The following is an 18,285-nucleotide window of genomic DNA, read 5'->3' as shown; positions in this document are numbered from 1 at the left end:
CCCGCTCAGTGGGAACCGAGCGTGATGCGGACGATCGTCCCCTTGGCCGGTTCGGAGAGGAGTTCGGCGCGTCCGCCATGGGCGGCGGCGATGGCGGCGACGATGGGAAGGCCGAGGCCGGTTCCGCCCTGCGTGCCGCGGTGGAAGCGTTCGAAGGCGCGGGCGGCGTCCTCCGGGGACATGCCCGGCCCCTCGTCCGCGACCTCGATCAGGCCCGGCGCCAGACGGATGGTCGTGGACGTTCCGGGGGGTGTGTGGGCCCGCACGTTGGCCAGGAGGTTCGCGAACACCTGGCGGATGCGGGCCTCGTCGACGGTCGCGGCCAGAGTGTCGGGGGAGTCCAGCACGATGGGACGGTCGGGGGCGGCCGCGGTCGCGTCGGCCACGGCGTCCCGGGCGAGGGCGACGAGGTCGGTGCGGACGGGGTGCAGAGACGCCTCGCGGTCGAGACGGGCGAGTTCGAGGAGGTCGGTGACGAGACTGTTCATCCTGCGGGCCTCCTCCTCGACGCGGCGCATCGCGCCCGGCAGCTCGTCCGGCCCGAGCGCGCCGTGCCGGTACAGCTCCGCGTAGCCCTGGATGGCCGTGAGCGGCGTGCGCAGCTCGTGGGACGCGTCGGCGGCGAACTCGCGGACGCGGGCCTCGGAGCGGCTGCGCGCCCAGAACGCCTGCTCGATCCGCTCCAGCATCACGTTGACGGCGGACGCGAGGCGGGCCGTCTCCGTGCGCTGCCCGGGGCCGGGCATGCGGGCGCGCAGGTCGCCGCCCGCGGTGATGGCGTGCGCCGTGGCGGCCATCCGGTCCAGCGGCAGCAGGCCGCGGCGGATGAGCCACCGGCCGAGCACCAGCAGGACCGCGAGCAGCAGGGCGGCCGTGGCGATCTCGGACAGCACGAGGTTGCGGACGGCCGCGTGGATCTCGGTGAGGGGGGACGCCACGACGACGACGCCGTTCCGCCAGGGACGCGCCACCGCGCGGAGCCCGGGGAGGGAGAACGGTTCGAGGTCGCGTGCGCGGGCGGCCAGCTCGTCCCCTCCCAGCCGCCGCACCTCGTGGACGGCCCGCTCGGGCGCGGGCGCCTCGCCGCTGAGGACGCGGACCCGCCCCGCCGGCCCGACGGCCAGCACCACGAACTGGGCGGGGGCGACGCCCTGCTCCGGCAGGCCGGGGCGCAGGAGGCGCGCCAACGCGCGGTCGCGGGTGGCCTGGAGCTGGCCGTCCACGCGGTGCATCAGGTACCCGTTCAGGACGAGCGCGCTGACCAGGCCCATGATCGCCAGCCCGGCGGCGGTGACCGCGAGCAGGCCGGTGAGGAGCCGGGCGTTGAGCGTCATGGCCGCAGCGCGTAGCCCACCCCGCGCTGGGTGTGGATCAGCGGGGTGCCGAGCGGGTCCAGCTTGCGGCGCAGGTAGCTGATGTAGGTCTCGACGACCTGCGGGTTCCCGTGGTCCCAGCCCCACACGCCGTCGAGGAGCTGGGCGCGCGAGAGCACCATGCCCGCGTTGCGCATCAGGTGGGCGAGGAGCCGGAACTCGGTCGGGGACAGCTCGACGGGGACGCCGCCGCGCCGCACCGTCCAGTGCGCCTCGTCGAGTTCGAGGTCGGCGACGCGCAGCACGGGCCCGGCGGACGGCTCCGGCGCGGCCGTCCGGCGCAGGACGGCCCGCACCCGGGCGATCAGCGCCTCGATCGAGAACGGCTTGGTGACGTAGTCATCACCGCCGAGCGTGAGGCCCGTGACGGTGTCGGACGGCGTGTCCCGCGCGGTCAGGAAGATCACGGGAACCTGTTCGCCGTCCGCGCGCAGCCGCCGGCACACCTCGAAGCCGTCCAGGTCGGGCAGCATGACGTCCAGCAGGACGAGGTCGGGCCGCGCCTCGCGGACGGCCCCGAGCGCCTCCCCGCCCGTGCCGGCGGTGGCGGTCGCGAAGCCGTGGAAGCGCAGCGCGACCTCGATGAGGTCACGGATGTTGGCCTCGTCGTCCACGACGAGGACCCGCCGGGTCTCGCTCATCGGCTCCCGCAGCTCGCTCCCACGCCGGCTTCGCTCCCGCATGTCGGACTCACCCGCCCGAAACTACCCGGCATGGCGGGCGCCGGCGGACTAGCGGTGCTTGGGGGCGCGGATCAGGCGCGCGGTCCGGGTGCCGCCGGAGCGCTCCCCGGCGACGAGCACCTGGTCGCCGCCGGCCAGACCCTTGAGGGACGACTTCTCGCCGTTCTTGCGGACATGGGTCTTGCCGTCGGCCGTCCACGTCCAGGAGACGCCGTCGTCGCTGCGGACGGTCACCCCGGTCGCCGAGACCGCCGTGATCTTGCCGCGCTGCCAGGTCGCGAGGTGGAACCCGTCCTTGCGCTTGACGGTGGCCTCGCCGTGAACACCGCGCAGCGCGTGCGCCCGGCGGAATGGGTGCCCCTTGCCGGGGTGCCCCTTGCCCCCGTGCGCCGTGGGAGAGGGCGAGGGCGCGGGGTCGTCGGCGAATGCGGGAACGGAGAAGTAGAGCCCGAGCCCGAGGAGCCCGGCGGCGCCGGCCCCGGCCGCGATCGTCTTCCGGTTGTTTCGCATACCGGACATGTAAGCGGCCGCGCCTGGCAGAAGGCCACGCGGAATCCTGGGAGAACCCTGAGAGTTCCCCGAACCCCGCCGAGCACCACCCCGATTAGCACGAGGCCCCGCACGCCCGGCCGCGCAGCTGAGAAACCGCCGCCCCGACCCTCCGCCCCGACCCTCCGGCCTGAGGCGACGCGAGTCCAGCTCGTGCCCGCACAGGTCCAGCTCGTGCCCGCACAGGTCCAGCTCGTGCCCGGGCGAGCAACACTCGCGCTCCGCTGGTCTGTGGTTCCCGTGGTCGGGTCAACGGGAGACACGGGCTTGGACCGTGGTGGTGTGGGCGGGGCGTCCGGCTTCGAGGCGGAAGCGGACGATGCCGGAGCGCTTGAATCTGAGAGCGGCGGTGGAGTGCCAGTGCCAGTCGCACGGCCGGGCGCCGGTGTCGCGGAGGATCTGGCCGTTCTCCCTCACGATCTGAAGCCGCATCGTGCCGCCGTCCCTGTTGTTCCAGCAGATGAACCGGCCTTGGAGACGTCCCCTGGCGATGAAGGGCTGGGACACCCACCGGTAGCTGTGGCCCTTGAAGTAGTCCGCCGATATCTTGGCCCGCCACCGCACGCTCCACGCTGCGAGCGCGGTCCGCTCGGCCGGGGTGGCCGCCCTGTCGTGGGGCGCCGCCGGAGTCGCGGCGTGCGCCACCGCCGGGAGGCCGGGGGAGAGCGACGCGACGGCGAGCACCCCGCCGATGGCGATCTTGTTCATGCGTGTCATGTGCACATGGTAATCAACTGATAACACAGAGTAAAGATATGTCGATCCCACGGAGGGTGACACCGCCGTGTGGCGACCGTGTCCGGTCCGAGCCCTCCAGCGGGCAGGCGTCACGCGGGTTGTCGCGTGGACGCGTTCCAGCGACCGCCGGGAGCTGATGGCCGGCCTTGACGGCGATACCTAGGCCGTGGCGGTCGTCGTCGGTCGCCCCTACTCCGAGGCCAGGGTTTCGAGGACCTGGTCGCCGTACTTGGCGAGTTTGTTCTCGCCCACGCCGTTGACGCGGCCCAGCTCCGCCAGGGAGGTGGGGAGGGCGGTGGCGATCTCGCGCAGGGTGGCGTCGTGGAAGATGACGTAGGCGGGGACGCCCTGCTCCTTGGCGGTCGCGGCGCGCCAGGCGCGGAGGCGTTCGAAGATCGGCATCGCCTCGGCGGGGAGCTCGACCTGGGCCTTGGCCGCCTTGGCGGTCTTCGCCGCCTTCGCGGCGGGGCGTTCGGCCTCGCGGCGCATCATCACCTTGCGCTCGCCGCGCAGCACGCCGGCGCTCTCGTCGGTCAGGACGAGCGTGCCGTGGTTGCTCTCCACGGCGATCAGGCCCTGCGCGAGGAGCTGGCGGACGACGCCGCGCCATTCGACGTCGCGCAGATCGGCGCCGATGCCGAAGACCTTCAGCGAGTCGTGGTCGAACTGGATGACCTTCGCGTTCTTCTTGCCGAGGAGGATGTCGACGATGTGGCCCGCGCCGAACTTCTGGCGCCGCTCGCGGTCGAGCCGGACCACGGTCGACAGGACCTTCTGGGCGGGGACGGTCGCGTCCCACGTCTCGGGGGGCGTGAGGCAGGTGTCGCAGTTGCCGCAGGACTCGCCGGACTGGCCGAAGTAGTTCAGCAGCTGGGCGCGGCGGCATTCGACGGTCTCGCAGAGGGCGAGCATGGAGTCGAGGTGCAGGCCCTGGCGGCGGCGGTGCGCGGCGTCGCCCTCGCCGCCGTCGATCATCTTGCGCAGGTTGACGACGTCCTGGAGGCCGTAGGCGAGCCAGGCGGTGGACGGGAGGCCGTCGCGTCCGGCGCGGCCCGTCTCCTGGTAGTAGCCCTCGACGGACTTGGGCAGGTCGAGGTGCGCGACGAAGCGGACGTCGGGCTTGTCGATGCCCATGCCGAAGGCGATGGTCGCGACCATGACGAGGCCGTCCTCGCGGAGGAAGCGCGCCTGGTTCGCCGCGCGGATCTCGGCGTCGAGGCCGGCGTGGTAGGGGAGGGCCTCGATGCCGTTCTCGCTCAGGAACGCCGCGTGCTTCTCCACCGAGTTGCGGGACAGGCAGTAGACGATGCCCGCGTCGCCCTTGTGCTCGCTCTGGATCAGGCGCAGGAGCTGGCGCTTGGCGTCGGTCTTCGGCTCGATCCGGTACTGGATGTTGGGACGGTCGAAGCTCGCCACGAAGTGGCGTGCCCGCTCGAGCCGGAGGCGGGACGCGATCTCGCCTCGGGTGGCCTCGGTGGCGGTCGCGGTCAGCGCGATGCGGGGGATCTCGGGCCAGCGCTCGTGCAGGCCGGACAGCGTCAGGTAGTCGGGGCGGAAGTCGTGCCCCCACTGCGAGACGCAGTGCGCCTCGTCGATCGCGAACAGGGAGACGTCGCCCCGGTCGAGCAGCTCGACGGTCGCGGCGAGCTTCAGCCGCTCGGGCGCCAGGTACAGCAGGTCGAGCTCGCCCGCCGTGAACTGGGCCTCGACGACGCGGCGCTCGTCGAAGTCCTGGGTGGAGTTGAGGAAGCCCGCGCGGACGCCGAGGGCGCGCAGCGCGTCGACCTGGTCCTGCATGAGGGCGATGAGGGGCGAGACGACGACGCCGGTGCCCTTCCGGACGAGCGCCGGGATCTGGTAGCACAGCGACTTGCCGCCGCCGGTCGGCATGAGGACGAGGGCGTCCCCGCCGGCGACCACGTGCTCGATGATCTCCCGCTGGCCGTCCCGGAAGGCGTCGTAGCCGAACACGCGCCGCAGGGTGTCGAGGGTCTCCGGGGTCTCAGGGGAAGTCACCGGGCCATACTACGAACCGCCGCGGACACCCGTCCCCCGAACCTTCACCTGTGGACGACCGCCTCCGCGAGCTCGGGGGTCAGCTCGTCGAGGCCGTCCGCGACGTGCGCGGCCAGGGCCAGCGCGTCGGACGCGGGCGGGTGCGCCGGGCGCGGGATCGCGATCACCGACATCCCCGCCGCGTGCGCGGACCGCAGCCCGTTGCTGGAGTCCTCGACGGCGACGCAGTCCCGCGCCGCGACCCGCAGCCGCGCCGCGACGGTGAGGTAGCCGTCCGGGGCCGGCTTGCCGCTGTCGACCTCCTCGGTCGACAGGGTGGCGCGGAAGAGGCCCTCCACCCCGAGCTGCCCGAGCACGAGGTCGATCAGGGCGCGCGGGGACGAGCTGGCCAGCCCCAGCGGGCGGTAGCCGGCCATCCGGCGGACGGCGTCCTCGGCGCCGGGCAGCAGCGGCGGCCCGTCCTCGTACCGCTGCGACATGAGGTCGATGACCTCGTAGGCGACCTGCTCGGCCGTGACGCCGTCGACGAGGTCGGAGGCGATGTAGTCCGCCCACTCCTCGGTGCTCATGCCCATGAGCCGGTCCTGGGTGTCCGGCAGCCAGCGGCCGCCGCGCTCGGCGACGTAGCCGCGCCGCACCTCCTCCCACACCGGCTCGGAGTCGATCAGGACGCCGTCCAGGTCGAACACGATGGCCTGCACGGACATGGGCCCTCCACGGATCTCGTCGCGACGTCCCGTCACTACCCGCCGCGATCAGATCGGAACCCGGCGCGGTCAGTTCGGACGAATGCCTCTGACCAGCATTTATCCGACGAATGCGACATGATCGACTTTCGGTCTGGCATGGTGGGGGCCTCCGTTCCCCCTCCGGAGTCACTGCAGAGGAGATCTGACCATGGTGTTCATCGGTTTTCTCCTGGTCGCGGCCGCCATCACGGTCGGCGCCGGCGTCGTCATGGACAACACCGGCCCGGCGAACCTCGTCGTCTTCGACCAGACCGTCCCGGGCCTGAGCAGCGAATGGCAGGTGTTCCTCTCCGGCGCGGGCGTGGCCTTCTTCTTCCTCGTCGGCATGGCGCTCGTCTTCCAGGGCGCCGCCCGCCGCATCCGCAACCGCCGCGACCTGCGCGACCTGCGCGAGGAGCACGAGGAGTCCCTGACCACCCTGGAGATGGAGAAGCGCCGCCTGGAGCGCGAGCTGGCCCGCGCCCGGCAGGGCGCGCCCCGCCGGGACGCCGCGCCCCGCGAGCCCGCCGTGCAGGGCGTCCGCGCGGGGGGAAGGCCCGGCACCCGCCCGCAGCCCGCCGCCAACTCCCCGTTCTTCGACCGCGCCGAGTAGGACCCGGCACCGGCCGGGTCATCCGGGGTGATGACGGCGCCGTCGGCCCGGATCGCCTCGCAGTGGGATGACACGGCCGGTCCCCGGCCAGCATGATGCGTGGCGTGCGAATACTTCTCAAGGTCGGCGCCACCGCGGTGGCCCTGTGGGTCGCCACGGTCCTGATCGACGGCATCACGCTCGGCGACCAGACCACCGCCCGGCGGATCCTCACGCTGGTCGCGGTCGCCGTCATCTTCGGACTGGTCAACGCCGTCCTCAAGCCGATCATCAAGACCCTCGGCTGCGCCTTCTACGTCATCACGCTCGGGCTCATCGGGCTCGTCGTGAACGCGCTGCTGCTCTGGCTGACGAGCGAGCTGGCGGAGGGGCTCGACCTGCCGTTCCACGTGGCCGGGTTCTGGCCGGCCTTCTGGGGCGCGATCGTCGTCGGCGTCGTCGGCTGGGTGCTCCACGTCCTCCTCCCCGACGACGACAGGGACCGGGACTAGGTCACCAGGCCGGGCGCGGCCGTCGAGGCGCGCTCGAACGGGCTCAGCTCCAGCCGCCCGGACGGAGCGCCCGCGTACTCCCGGTAGCCCGGCGGGCGCGACCCGGCCGTCCCCACGAGGATCCAGCGGCGCGCCCGGACGGCCCCGACGAGGAACTCCCCGTCGGTCACCGTCCCCGCGTCCGCGACGATCAGCGCGTCGAACTCCTCGTCGCGGACGGTCAGGCCGGCGCCCGCGGGCGTCCCGACGACGAGGTCGGCGGTGCGGAGCAGGACCTCGCTCCCCGCCGCCCGGCCGCCCTCCAGGTAGCCGGTGAGCTCCTCGATCCGGGCCATCGCGCGGCGCTGGTGCGCGGGGACGGCCTCCGGGGCGTCGGCGGGGTCGGCGCCGCAGATCTCCAGGACGTTCTCCCGCGACCGCCCCTCGGCCGCCGCCACCGTCTCCAGTTCGGCCTCCCGCGCGGCGATCTCCGCCGCGGCCTCCTCGGTGCGGCGCGCCAGCTCTGCCCCGGTCTGCGCCGCGCGGGCCGTGGCGGCCGCCGCGTCCGACCGGGCCCGCGCCGCCGCCGCGAGCGCCGCCTCGCGGGACGTCCGCGCGGTGCTCACCCGCTCCTCGATCGCCAGCGCGACCTGGTGCGCCGCGCGGGCCCGCAGGCTCGCCTCGGTGGCCCGCTCGACCGCCTCCGACGCCTGCCGCGCCTGCTCCTGGTGCTCGGCGCCGACCTTCTCCCGCTCCGTGGCGAGCCAGGTCAGCTCCGTCCCGAGCCGCTCCTGGGCCTCCTGCGCCGCCTTCAGCCGCGCCCCGCCCTCGGACACGAACGACGCCAGCCCGCGCCGCACCCGCTCCGCGTGCTCCGCCGCCTCCTTGGCCTCCCGCGCCCGCGTCGCCGCCTCGTCCGCCTCCCGCGTCCGGGCCTTGGCCTCTTCGCGGAGGCCGCGCAGCTCCGACGGCGGCGACGCCACGTGCAGCCGCTGCCCGAGCGTCATCTTGCGGCGCAGCGCGGACAGCGCCGACTCCGCCGACACCAGCCGGTAGTAGGCGGCGTGCCCCTCCGCCGCGGCGTCGGCGTCGGCCGCCGTCAGCCGGTGCGCCTCCTCGGCCGCGCCGGGCAGCGCCTCCCGCGCCCGCGCCAGCTCGTCGGTGAGGGACGCCTCCGCCTGCCGCGCCCCCTGCAACTCCGCCTGCGCCGTCTTGGCCCGCTCGTCGATCTGGACGCACCGCGCGTAGGTGGCGTCGGCGGTCCGCGTCCGCGCGGCCGCCTCGGCGCCCGCCTCGTCCGCGGCGGCCTGCAGGCGCTCCGCCTCGGCCCGCGGCCCCGCCAGCTCCCCCTCGGCCTCCTCCTGGACGCCGGAGAGCCGCTCCGCCTCGGCGTCGGCTCCGGCCGCCGCCTCCTCCGCGCCCGCCGCCGCCTCCCGCGCCTCCTCGATCGCGCGGGCCAGACCGGCCTTCTCCGCCTCCAGCTCCTCGGCCCGCCGCACGTTCTCGGCCTGGACGGACTGGAGCTCCGCCGCGTCCCGAGGCCACTGCTCCAGCGACATCAACCCGCGCTGCAGCAGCCGCGCCTCCGTCTGCCACGACAGCCGCCACGCCTCGCCGACCGGACGGAGCGCGGCCGACCGCACCCGCGCCTCCGGCGCCGACGGCCCTGCCTCCGGCGCCGACGGCCCTGCCTCCGGCGCCGACGGCCCTGCCTCCGGCGCCGACGGCCCCTCCGCGGGCTCCGCGGGCTCCGCGGACGGCAGCGTGGGCAGCTGCTCGGCCCTGGTCACCGCGGCCGCCGGCTCCGGGAGCGCGCCGACGACGGGCTTGAACTCCACCGTCCCGTTGGAGCCCGGCTCCCGCAGCGGCGGCGGCGCCTGCTCGGCGGGCGGCTCCTCGGCGGGCGGCTCCTCGACGGGCGGCAGCGACCACGTCCGCACCGACCGCGCCTCCGCCGTCTCCGGCTGCGTCTCGATCAGCAGCGAGAAGACGTCGGGGTCGCCCTCCATGCCGCGCAGCAGGTCGGCGGCCTTCTCCGGGGTGGGGGCGATCAGCAGGGCCCGCCCGTCCGCCTCCGTGAGCTCCTTGACCACGTCACGGACGACCCGCGCGTCGTCACCCTCGTCCACCTGGACGAGCCGCGGCCCCTCGGCGCCTTCCAGCGTTCCGGGCGCCACCAGGAACCGGGCGAGCGCGTCCCACTCCCCCGCGACCCGACCGTCCCGGAGCGCCCGGATGGCCGCGACATACGGCGCCCACCCCACGGGCGGGACGTCCTCGGGCACCTCCCGCAGCCGCGCGTCGATCCCCTCGTAGAACTCGCTCAGCGGCCCGTAGACGCTCTCGACCAGCTCACGCCAGCCCGCTTCGCCCGCATCCGTCCCCAACGGAGGCGTCGGCTCGGCCACCTCGATCGGCACCGTCCCCAGCCCCGCCCGAGGATCGAGCGCCTCACCCGCGACACCCTCGCCGGGCACGTGACCGCCGGACTCCTCGCCCGCGCCCGGCTCCGGAGCGACCAGGGCCTGCCCGGCTCCCGCACCCTCGGCGACGACCGGTACCGCGTCGTCCGCAGGCGGTTCGTCGACCGTCAGGTCCGTGCCGGCGTCGACCCGGTCATCGACGGCCGGTACCGACTCGGACGGCTCGTGCTCGGTGTCGGTGGGACCGACAGCGGGCGGTCCGGCGTGCGCGGCTTCGCCGGCGGTCGTCTCGGCGGCGGCGCCACTGGCCGGCTGCTCGTCCACGACCGGTCCAAGAGCGGCCGTGCCGGACGCGAACTCCACGTCCTCCGCCAGGACGTCCTGCGCCCTCTCCGCGACCGATGTGTCGGCCGCGTCATCGCCGGCCTGCTCTGCAACTGGGGGTGCTGCCTCGGGTGGCGGGACGTGTTGCGTCGTCCCCGCGATCGGTGTGTCGTCGGTGGGCTGTTCGTCGGTCGTCTGGGCCGCGCCGCTGTCGGCCTGGACCGTGGCCGGGGGTGTCGCCTCGGGTAGTTCCTGCGTGCGGGTCGCGTCGGCGGTGGGGGCCGCACCGGTAGCGGTGTTCTCCCCTTTGCCCGGCTCTTCCAGCGGGGTGTGCTGGGGCGGCTCCGGCTCCAGCGCGCTGAGGTCTGGCAGATCGACGGCCGTCGTCTCCGCGGTGGGTGCGGGGCCGGGGGGCAGGTCGTCCTCCGCGGTCTCCGGCGTGGCCATGCCGCCTGCGGGGTCCTCCGCTCGTTCGGAGGCGCCCGGGGTCGTGTCGGTTCCAGGCGGCTCGGCGGGTGGGACGACCGGGAGGGCCTGGGTGGCTTCGGCGGGCGAAGGCTGCTCGTCCACGGACGGGAGGGGGACGGTCACCGTGGGGAGGTCGGAGTCCGGGACGTAGGAGGGTCCGGTGTTCTCGTCGGGTCCGGTGTTCTCGTCGGGTCCGTTGGTTTCCGAAGGCTGGTTCACGACGCCATCCCGTCCCAGATCGATCGTCCGGGGCCAGTATGTTCCCCTTCTGCTCCGGACTAACGTCTCACAGGCCGCAGAGTCAGCGGTGTCCCGCCAGGGCGGCGTGATGATCTTCACCGGGCCGGGGTTCGGGGTCGGGGTGGACCACGGCGCCGGTGAGGCGGGGGAGGGCGTGCAGGAGGCTGTGCTCGGCGTCCACGGCGATCCGGTGGGCGCGGACGACGGTGGACGCGGGGTCGACGACCACGTCGCACTCGGCGCGCAGGCTGTGGCCGATCCAGCGGAGGCGGACGCCGCCCACGGCCAGGACGCCGGGCGTGGCGGAGAGGGCGGCTTCGGCCTGGTCGACCAGGGCGGGGTCCACGGCGTCCATGAGGCGGCGCCAGACCTCCCGTGCCGTCTGCCACAGGACGGTCAGGATCGCCGCCGTGATGAGGAGGCCGACGACAGGGTCGGCCCAGGGAGCGCCTAGGCCGACACCGGCGGCGCCCAAGAGGACGGCCAGGGAGGCGAAGCCGTCCGTGCGGGCGTGGAGGCCGTCGGCGACGAGCGCGGCGGAGCCGATGCGGCGGCCGATGCGGATGCGGTAGCGGGCCACCAGTTCGTTGCCCAGGAAGCCGACCAGCGCGGCGCCCGCGACGGCGGCGACGTGGTCCACAGGCTGTGGATGGGCCAGGCGCTGGACGGCGGCGTACCCGGCGGCGGCGCAGGACGCGGCGATGGCCAGGACGATGGCGACGCCCGCGAGGTCCTCGGCGCGCCCGTACCCGTAGGTGTACCGGCGGGACGGCGGGCGGCGGCCGAGCAGGAACGCGATGCCCAGCGGGACGGCCGTCAGCGCGTCGGCGGCGTTGTGGAGCGTGTCGCCCAGGAGCGCAACCGAGCCGGTGAACGCGACCACGGCGGCTTGCAGGGCCGTGGTCGCGCCCAGGGCGGCCAGGGAGATCCACAGGGCGCGCATGCCCTGGGCGCTCGCCTCCATGGCCGAGTCCACCTTGTCGGCCGCCTCGTGCGAGTGCGGGCGCACGAGGTGGGCGAGGCGCCCCCTCCGCGAGTGACCGTGGCCGTGCCCGTGTCCGCTCATCCTCCGATGATGGACCGGAAAACCCGTTGCAGCATCTCGACACCTGCGGTGTCGTCGCAGGTACGCGGCCTGTGTCAGTGCGGGTTGGTGGCCAGAAGCTCCGCCAGGAGATCGTCGAGGGTGACGATGCCGGCGAACTCGTCGCGGTCGTCGTTGACCACGGCGAGCTGGGCGCGGCCGCGGCGCATGCGGCTGACCGCGTCCAGCACGGTCGTCTTCGCCGTGAGGACGGGGGCCGGGTGCGCCAGCTCGCCCGCGCGGCGCTCGTCGCCCGGCTCGATGATCGCGGCCCGGACGTGGACGATCCCCGTCATCGCGCCGTCCAGGTCGCGGACCAGGAGGCGGCTGTGGCCGCTGGCCGTGGCGGTCCGGCGGATCTGCGCGGCGGTCGCGTCCGCGTCGATCGTGGTGACGGACGTGGCGGGCACGACGAGGTGCCCGACCGTGGCCTCCCGCGCGGAGATCGCCCGGTGCAGCAGCTCGTGGTCGCGGAGGCCGATGAGGCCGAGGCGGCGGGACTCGCCGACCAGGTGGCTGAGGCGCGCCGGGTCGGTGTGGCTGTCCAGCTCGTCCTTCGGCGTGACGCGGATGAGCCGCAGCAGGGCGTTGGTCACCGCGTTCAGCGCCGACAGGATCGGGCGGGACACCTTCGCGAACGCGCGGAACGGCAGGGCGAGGATCATCGCCGACCGCTCCGGGTGCGCGATCGCCCACGACTTCGGGGCCATCTCGCCGACGACCATGTGAAGGAACGTCACGACGGCGAGGGCGCAGCCGAGCGCGACGGCCTTGGAGCCCGCCTCCGGGACGCCGAGCGCGTGCAGCGGCGGTTCGAGGAAGTGCTCGAACGCGGGCTCGGTGACGATGGCGAGGCCGAGCGAGCACATCGTGATGCCGAACTGCGCGCCGGCGAGCATCAGGGACAGCTCGCGGACGCCCGCGACGGCGGCGACCGCGGGGCGGCTGCCCTTCGCGGCGGCGCGTTCGAGCTGCGGGCGGTTGGCCGCGACCAGCGCGAACTCGGCGGCGACGAAGAAGCCGTTGCCGAGCAGCAGCGCGGCGGTGACCAGCAGCGAGGTCAGCGGGTCCACGCGACCTCCTCCTCGCCGGACGGGACGTCCGCGGGCGCGGCCGCGCGGATCAGGATCTTCTCGGCGACCCGGCGGGCCACGCTCACGACCTCCAGCTCGACGGCGCCGCCGTCGAGGTCGACGGTGAGGCGGTCGCCGGGGCTCGGAAGCCGGCGCAGCTCCGCCATCACGAGCCCGCCGAGGGTGTCGTAGGCGTCGCCCTCGGGCAGGTCGAGGCCGGTGAGGCGGCCGACCTCGTCGATGCGCATGCCGGCGTCGACCAGCCAGGACCCGTCGGGCCCGGACGTCGGGGCGTCCTCGGGGCCGTCGGTCTCGTCGGCGATCTCTCCGACGAGCTCCTCGGCGACGTCCTCGAAGGTGAGGATTCCGGCGAGCCCGCCGTACTCGTCCACGACGCAGGCGAACTCCTCGCCGGAGTCGCGCATGTGCTCGATGACGCCGTACAGCGGCTGGCTGCCGGGCACCAGCAGCGCGGGCCGGGCGACGGACCCGATCGGGGTGGACGGGTCGAGCGCGTCGTCGGCGACCTCGCGGACGCCCGCGACGCCGACCACGTCGTCGACCTCCGTCCCGTAGACCGGGTAGGCGCTGTGCCCGGTCTCGCGGATCAGCGCGACCAGGTCGGCGAGGGGCGCGGTCGCGGGCAGCGCGCGGACGTGCGGGCGCGGCACCATGACCTCGTCGGCCGTGAGGTCGCCGAACGACAGGGCGCGGTCGAGCAGGCCGGACAGGTCGGCGGGCAGGTGCCCGGCGCTGTGGGACTTGCCGATGATGTCGCCGAGCTCCTCAAGCGTCGCGCCGCTGTGGAGCTCCTCGACGGGCTCGACGCCCACGGCGCGCAGCAGCCGCTCCGCCGCGCGGTCGAACAGCCGGATCAGCGGCCCCGCGACGGTCAGGTAGACGAGGGTGGACGCGGCCAGCACGCGCGCCAGCTGCTCGGCGCGGGCCAGGGCGAGGTTCTTCGGGAACAGCTCGCCGAGGAGCATCTGGATGAGCGTCGCCAGGACGAAGCCGGTGGCGAGGGCGACCGCGCCCGTGGCCCCTTCGGGGATGCCCGTCAGGCTCAGCAGGGGCTGGATCAGCTCGGCGAGGGCCGGTTTGGCGATGAAGCCGACGACCAGGGTCGTCATCGTGATGCCGAGCTGCGCGCCCGACAGCATGAAGGAGACCCTGCCGATGACCTTGAGGGCTCTGCGGGCGGAGGTGTCGCCGCGCTCGGCGGCCTGTTCCAGGGTCGCGCGGTCGGCAGCGACGTAGGCGAACTCCTGGGCGACGAAGTATCCGGTGGCGGCGGTGAGGACGATCACCGCGAGAACTCCCAGCGCCGCGCTCAGCATGGGGCACCGGGTCTATGACTGGGGTCCGACACCGCGGACTCACCACTCCTCTCGTTAAATGACGTATCTGTCGTAACGTCACCAGGGACAACGAGGTTCCCCCTGCACAGGGTACGGGCACGTGAGGATCGGCGGAGAGCGGCGGTCTCGCGACGCGGACCTGTCGAGACGGAAAGCACCTTGTCTCGGTTAGTGTCACGGATCACACTTGTATGAGAGCGTACGTCCGATACTGGACCGGTCCGTGCTCCCAGACCGGCTCTGCGGGCATGCTCGGGGGGGACCGGAGAAGACGATCGCGGGGCAGACGTTGGACCAGAGCGGGGCAGGGGCCGCCGCGCCCATGAGCCGTGAAGGCGTCGACCATGCCCTGCGCACGCTGCGGGACGAGCGCGACCGCATCGCCGCGAACCTTCTCGAACTGGAACGCCACGACGGCGGCCGCCTGCTCAAGGGCGCCCGGCTCACCGGCGAGACCTGGCGGCGCTGGGACGCGGCCCAGTCCCGGCTGGCGACGCTGTGGCGGCTGTTCGACGCCTACCAGCGCGTCCTGGACGCGGCCGGCGAGCTGCGCGACCGCTCGCCCCGGCCGGACCCGGCCACGCTGACCGAGCTGTCCGGGCTGCTGGCGGGCCCGTCGGTGGAGCTGCCCGACGGGGAGATCCCGCTGGAGCACCGGACGCTGCTCGGCCCGCAGGAGCGCCGCATCACGTTGGACGAGGCCGTCGCGATGATGTCGGACGCCTACGAGTTCGTCGCGGGCGAGATCGCCGCCGCCGACGCCGCGTGGTCGGCGCTGCTCCAGCCGCTGGAGGACGCCGAGGAGAGCTGGCGCAGGACGGCCCGGCTGGCGCACTCGCTGGACGGCACCCGGCATCCGGAGCTGGACCGGGTCGGCCGCGAGCTCACCGCGCTCGGCCGGCTCGTCCGCACCGACCCGCTCTCGCTGGTCAGGGACGGCCGGGCCGACACCGCCCGCCTTGACCGCGTCTGCGCCATACTGACCTCGCTCGGCGACGAACTCGCCGGCGTCGCCCGGATGCGCGAGGACTACGAGGAGCTCGTGGCGCGGGTCGCGGCCTCCGTCGAGGAGGTCGAGGAGACGGAGCGGCGGGCCCACGACGTCCACGCGACGGTCCTCGACAAGATCCACTCCCCGAACCTGCCGGAGCCCTCCCGGGGCCTCGGCGCGGCGCTGCGGGACCGGCTCGCCGCCCTCGAACGGCTGCGCGAGGCCGGCCGCTGGGTGGAGATGGCGGGACGCTTCGCCGAGCTGGAGCACGCCGCCGAGCAGGCGCTGGAACGGGCGCGCGGTGACCTGCGTCTCAGTGCCGGGCTGCTCGACCGCCGGGGAGAGCTGCGAGGACGCCTGGAGGCGTACCGGGCGAAGGCCGCGCGGCTCGGCCTGGCCGAGGACGAAGGCCTTACCGTGCTGTACGGCGAGGCGCGCGAGGTGCTGTGGACGGCGCCCTGCGACCTGCGCAGGGCGACGACGGTACTGGCGGAGTACCAGCGAGCTATCAGGGCGTGCGAGAGCGAGACGGGGACCCGGCGATGAACCGATGCACCCAGCCCGGCTGCACGGGCGAGGTGGAGGCGGACGGATTCTGCGACGTCTGCGGCATGGCTCCCGCCGCCGCGCCGCCGACAGCGAACTCGTCCCCGCAGGGGCCGCCCCTCCAGGCGCCCTCGACGCCTCAGGCGACGCCCCGGTCCGCACCCCAGGCGGCGCCTCCGCCTCCGGCCGTGTCGCTCAACCCGTCGCACACCGGACCGGCGCCCATCGGCCCGTCGCCCGGCGGTCCTGCGCAGCCCGCGCGGACCGCGGCGCCCGTGCGTCCGGCCGCCCCCGCCATGCCCGGCCACCCGGGCGCGTACGGGCGGCCCCGGGCTCGGCTCCGGCCGCCGCCCCCGGGCCGGCGCCGGTGACGACCCCGGCGACCCCCGCGCCGCCCGTCGGCATGCCGCCGGGCACGTCCGGCCAGAGCGGGCGCAGCGGGCAGGGCTCGTCGTACGGCAGCGCGCCGACGAGCGGGTCGGGCAGCGTCGGGTCCGGGCGGACGGCCTCGCGCGGCGGCACCCGCGGGACGGGTTCCAGCGGCTCGGCCAGGCGCGGGATGCTCGGCGCCGGGCTCGTCGAGGTGCCGCCGGTGCCGGCCCGCGACCCGGCCTCGGCGATCATGGAGAACCCGGAGGTGCCGGAGAACCGGCGCTTCTGCAGCAAGTGCGACGAGAAGGTCGGGCGCAGCCGGGGCGGGCGCCCGGGACGCACCGAGGGGTTCTGCCGCAACTGCGGGCACCCGTTCTCCTTCACCCCGAAGCTCCGGCCCGGCGAGATGATCGGCGGGCAGTACGAGGTGCTCGGCTGCCTCGCGCACGGCGGGCTCGGCTGGGTGTACCTGGCCCGCGACCACAACGTGAGCGAGCGGTGGGTCGTCCTCAAGGGCCTGCTCGACACCGGCGACGCCGACTCGCTGGCCGCCGCCACCGCCGAGCGCGCGTTCCTCGCCGAGGTCGAGCACCCCAACATCGTCAAGATCTACAACTTCGTGCGGCACGGCGAGTCCGGCTACATCGTCATGGAGTACGTCGGCGGCCGCTCCCTGAAGGACATCCTGCTCAGCGCCCGCCAGGCGCAGGGCGACCAGGCGGCGCTGCCGCTCGGCCAGGTCATCGCCTACGGGCTGGAGGTGCTGAGCGCCCTCGGCTACCTGCACGGCGTCGGGCTGCTGTACTGCGACTTCAAGCCCGACAACGCCATCCAGTCCGAGGAGCAGCTCAAGCTGATCGACCTCGGCGGCGTCCGGCGGGCGTTCGACGCGGACAGCCCGATCTTCGGCACGCCCGGCTACCAGGCCCCCGAGATCGGGTCGCAGGGCCCCTCGGTCAGCTCCGACCTCTACACCGTCGGCCGGACGCTGGCCGTGCTGAGCTTCGCGTTCCGCGGCTACACCGGGCGGCACCTGCGCAGCCTGCCGCCGCGCGAGGAGGTGCCGCTCTTCCAGCGGCACGAGTCCTACCACCGGCTGCTGCGCCGTGCCACGCACCCCGACCCGGCGCGCCGGTTCCAGAGCGCCGCCGAGATGGCCGAGCAGCTCACCGGCGTGCTGCGCGAGGTCCTGTCGGCCGAGGACGGGCGCCCCCGCCCCGCGCCGTCCCCGCTGTTCGGGCCCGAGCAGCAGACGGCCGGAACCGAGATCGTCGGCGGCCTGGACGGCGTCCGGGGGAACGGCGGGGCGCCGCCGATCCTGGCGCCGGTGGAGCCGGCCGCCGCGGCGGCGGCGCTGCCCGTCCCGCTGGTGTACGCCTCCGACCCGGCCGCGGCGTTCCTCGCCGGGCTCACCGCGCGCGACCCCGCCGACCTGGCCGCGGCGCTCGCCTCCGCGCCGGTCGCGTCCCGCGAGGTGCGGCTCGCGCTGGTGCGCGTCCGCATCGAGCTGGGCGACCTCGACGGCGCCGCGCACCTCCTGGAGGACATCGCCGCCGAGGCCCCGGACGACTGGCGCGTCGACTGGTACCGGGGCGCGCGCGCCCTCGCCGGCGGTCGCGGCACCGAGGCCGTCGCGGTGTTCAACGACCTGTACGACCTCGCGCCCGGCGAGCAGGCGCCCAAGCTCGCGCTGGCGTTCTGCCACGAGACCCTGGGCGAGACGGCGACCGCCGGCTACTACTACGAGACGGTCTGGCGCACCGATCCCACCCACGTCAGCGCCGCGTTCGGGCTCGCCCGCACCCGGCTCGCGGCGGGCGACCGCGCGTCCGCCGAACGCGTCCTCGACTCGGTCCCCCGCATCTCCAGCCACTACCTGGCCGCGCAGCTCGCCGCCGTCGCCACCGCCGTCCGGGGGCGCGGCACCGCCGAGCTGACCGCGCCCGCGCTCGTCGAGGCGGGACGGCGGCTGTCGTCCCTGCGCCTGGACACCGAGCGGTCGGCCGCGTTCGCGGCGGAGGTGCTGGAGGCGGCGCTGACCTGGGTCCGCGCCGACCGCGGCACGACCCCGGCCGGGGTGCGGCAGCAGATCCTCGGCACCGACATGGACGAGCAGGCCCTCCGCAAGAAGCTGGAGGACGTCTACCGCGTGCTCGCCAAGCTCGCCGACGGCTCCGGGCACCGCCACGCGATGGTCAAACGGGCCAACGCCGTCCGCCCGAGGACGCTCTTCTGA

Annotated in this window: 15 protein-coding genes; 4 read left to right on the top strand and 11 right to left on the bottom strand. The window is 74.6% G+C overall.

Annotated features, from left to right (window positions below):
- Positions 1 to 5 precede the first annotated feature (5 nt).
- The 6 genes from ACQEU6_RS27925 to ACQEU6_RS27900 form a co-directional block, all read right to left on the bottom strand.
- Positions 6 to 1,334: a sensor histidine kinase gene (locus ACQEU6_RS27925; protein ID WP_499336024.1), complete on the bottom strand. Its 1,329-nt coding sequence runs from the start codon at positions 1,332 to 1,334 to the stop codon at positions 6 to 8.
- Positions 1,331 to 2,014, bottom strand: a complete 684-nt coding sequence (locus tag ACQEU6_RS27920; protein WP_499336023.1) for a response regulator transcription factor — start codon at positions 2,012 to 2,014, stop codon at positions 1,331 to 1,333. Before ACQEU6_RS27920 ends, ACQEU6_RS27925 begins: the two co-directional genes overlap by 4 nt.
- A gap of 90 nt (positions 2,015 to 2,104) precedes the next feature.
- Positions 2,105 to 2,566, bottom strand: coding sequence for a DUF5666 domain-containing protein (locus ACQEU6_RS27915; protein ID WP_499336022.1), 462 nt, complete (start codon positions 2,564 to 2,566; stop codon positions 2,105 to 2,107).
- A 288-nt stretch (positions 2,567 to 2,854) separates the two neighbouring features.
- Complete coding sequence (locus ACQEU6_RS27910) at positions 2,855 to 3,322, bottom strand: hypothetical protein (protein WP_499336021.1); 468 nt, start codon at positions 3,320 to 3,322, stop codon at positions 2,855 to 2,857.
- A 210-nt stretch (positions 3,323 to 3,532) separates the two neighbouring features.
- Positions 3,533 to 5,359, bottom strand: a complete 1,827-nt coding sequence (gene recQ, locus ACQEU6_RS27905) for a DNA helicase RecQ (RefSeq protein WP_499336020.1) — start codon at positions 5,357 to 5,359, stop codon at positions 3,533 to 3,535.
- Between the two features lie 44 nt (positions 5,360 to 5,403).
- Entirely contained in the window at positions 5,404 to 6,066 is a 663-nt protein-coding gene (locus ACQEU6_RS27900) for an HAD family hydrolase (protein ID WP_499336019.1), read from the bottom strand.
- Between the two features lie 190 nt (positions 6,067 to 6,256).
- Here ACQEU6_RS27900 and ACQEU6_RS27895 point away from each other — a divergent pair, with 190 nt between their 5' ends.
- Positions 6,257 to 6,700 carry a hypothetical protein gene (locus ACQEU6_RS27895; RefSeq protein WP_499336018.1) on the top strand — a complete coding sequence of 148 codons (444 nt, stop codon included), beginning with the start codon at positions 6,257 to 6,259 and terminating at the stop codon, positions 6,698 to 6,700.
- A 104-nt stretch (positions 6,701 to 6,804) separates the two neighbouring features.
- On the top strand, positions 6,805 to 7,191 hold the full coding sequence (locus ACQEU6_RS27890) for a phage holin family protein (RefSeq protein ID WP_499336017.1): 387 nt from the start codon (positions 6,805 to 6,807) through the stop codon (positions 7,189 to 7,191).
- Here the strand turns inward: ACQEU6_RS27890 and ACQEU6_RS27885 are convergent.
- The 4 genes from ACQEU6_RS27885 to ACQEU6_RS27870 all read right to left on the bottom strand — a co-directional run bounded on the left by ACQEU6_RS27885 (position 7,188) and on the right by ACQEU6_RS27870 (position 14,119).
- The gene (locus ACQEU6_RS27885) at positions 7,188 to 10,604 is read right to left on the bottom strand and encodes a hypothetical protein (protein ID WP_499336016.1); all 3,417 of its coding nucleotides are present in this window, start codon (positions 10,602 to 10,604) and stop codon (positions 7,188 to 7,190) included. The genes ACQEU6_RS27890 and ACQEU6_RS27885 overlap by 4 nt on opposite strands.
- Positions 10,605 to 10,686: 82 nt before the next feature.
- Positions 10,687 to 11,691 carry a cation diffusion facilitator family transporter gene (locus tag ACQEU6_RS27880; protein WP_499336015.1) on the bottom strand — a complete coding sequence of 335 codons (1,005 nt, stop codon included), beginning with the start codon at positions 11,689 to 11,691 and terminating at the stop codon, positions 10,687 to 10,689.
- A 74-nt stretch (positions 11,692 to 11,765) separates the two neighbouring features.
- Complete coding sequence (locus ACQEU6_RS27875; protein ID WP_499336014.1) at positions 11,766 to 12,782, bottom strand: hemolysin family protein; 1,017 nt, start codon at positions 12,780 to 12,782, stop codon at positions 11,766 to 11,768.
- On the bottom strand, positions 12,770 to 14,119 hold the full coding sequence (locus ACQEU6_RS27870) for a hemolysin family protein (protein WP_499336013.1): 1,350 nt from the start codon (positions 14,117 to 14,119) through the stop codon (positions 12,770 to 12,772). The genes ACQEU6_RS27875 and ACQEU6_RS27870 overlap by 13 nt, the downstream gene beginning before the upstream one ends.
- 343 nt (positions 14,120 to 14,462) lie before the next feature.
- Here ACQEU6_RS27870 and ACQEU6_RS27865 point away from each other — a divergent pair, with 343 nt between their 5' ends.
- The gene (locus ACQEU6_RS27865) at positions 14,463 to 15,677 is read left to right on the top strand and encodes a hypothetical protein (protein ID WP_499336012.1); all 1,215 of its coding nucleotides are present in this window, start codon (positions 14,463 to 14,465) and stop codon (positions 15,675 to 15,677) included.
- A 195-nt stretch (positions 15,678 to 15,872) separates the two neighbouring features.
- Here ACQEU6_RS27865 and ACQEU6_RS27860 read toward each other — a convergent pair whose 3' ends face one another.
- Positions 15,873 to 16,343 carry a hypothetical protein gene (locus ACQEU6_RS27860; RefSeq protein WP_499340607.1) on the bottom strand — a complete coding sequence of 157 codons (471 nt, stop codon included), beginning with the start codon at positions 16,341 to 16,343 and terminating at the stop codon, positions 15,873 to 15,875.
- Here ACQEU6_RS27860 and ACQEU6_RS27855 point away from each other — a divergent pair.
- Complete coding sequence (locus ACQEU6_RS27855; protein ID WP_499340365.1) at positions 16,237 to 18,285, top strand: serine/threonine-protein kinase; 2,049 nt, start codon at positions 16,237 to 16,239, stop codon at positions 18,283 to 18,285. The two genes, ACQEU6_RS27860 and ACQEU6_RS27855, sit on opposite strands and share 107 nt — an antisense overlap.

This window comes from Spirillospora sp. CA-108201 (assembly GCF_050936235.1).
Taxonomy (GTDB): domain Bacteria; phylum Actinomycetota; class Actinomycetes; order Streptosporangiales; family Streptosporangiaceae; genus Spirillospora.
This window is presented reverse-complemented; position numbering and strand designations above follow the sequence as displayed.

Excerpts from the sequence above, each read along its gene's own strand:
- ACQEU6_RS27925 (WP_499336024.1), bottom strand. The coding sequence starts at position 1,334 with ATGACGCTCAACGCCCGGCTCCTCACCGGCCTGCTCGCGGTCACCGCC.
- ACQEU6_RS27920 (WP_499336023.1), bottom strand. The coding sequence starts at position 2,014 with ATGAGCGAGACCCGGCGGGTCCTCGTCGTGGACGACGAGGCCAACATC.
- ACQEU6_RS27915 (WP_499336022.1), bottom strand. The coding sequence starts at position 2,566 with ATGCGAAACAACCGGAAGACGATCGCGGCCGGGGCCGGCGCCGCCGGG.
- ACQEU6_RS27910 (WP_499336021.1), bottom strand. The coding sequence starts at position 3,322 with ATGACACGCATGAACAAGATCGCCATCGGCGGGGTGCTCGCCGTCGCG.
- ACQEU6_RS27900 (WP_499336019.1), bottom strand. The coding sequence starts at position 6,066 with ATGTCCGTGCAGGCCATCGTGTTCGACCTGGACGGCGTCCTGATCGAC.
- ACQEU6_RS27895 (WP_499336018.1), top strand. The coding sequence starts at position 6,257 with ATGGTGTTCATCGGTTTTCTCCTGGTCGCGGCCGCCATCACGGTCGGC.
- ACQEU6_RS27880 (WP_499336015.1), bottom strand. The coding sequence starts at position 11,691 with ATGAGCGGACACGGGCACGGCCACGGTCACTCGCGGAGGGGGCGCCTC.
- ACQEU6_RS27870 (WP_499336013.1), bottom strand. The coding sequence starts at position 14,119 with ATGCTGAGCGCGGCGCTGGGAGTTCTCGCGGTGATCGTCCTCACCGCC.
- ACQEU6_RS27865 (WP_499336012.1), top strand. The coding sequence starts at position 14,463 with ATGAGCCGTGAAGGCGTCGACCATGCCCTGCGCACGCTGCGGGACGAG.
- ACQEU6_RS27855 (WP_499340365.1), top strand. The coding sequence starts at position 16,237 with ATGCTCGGCGCCGGGCTCGTCGAGGTGCCGCCGGTGCCGGCCCGCGAC.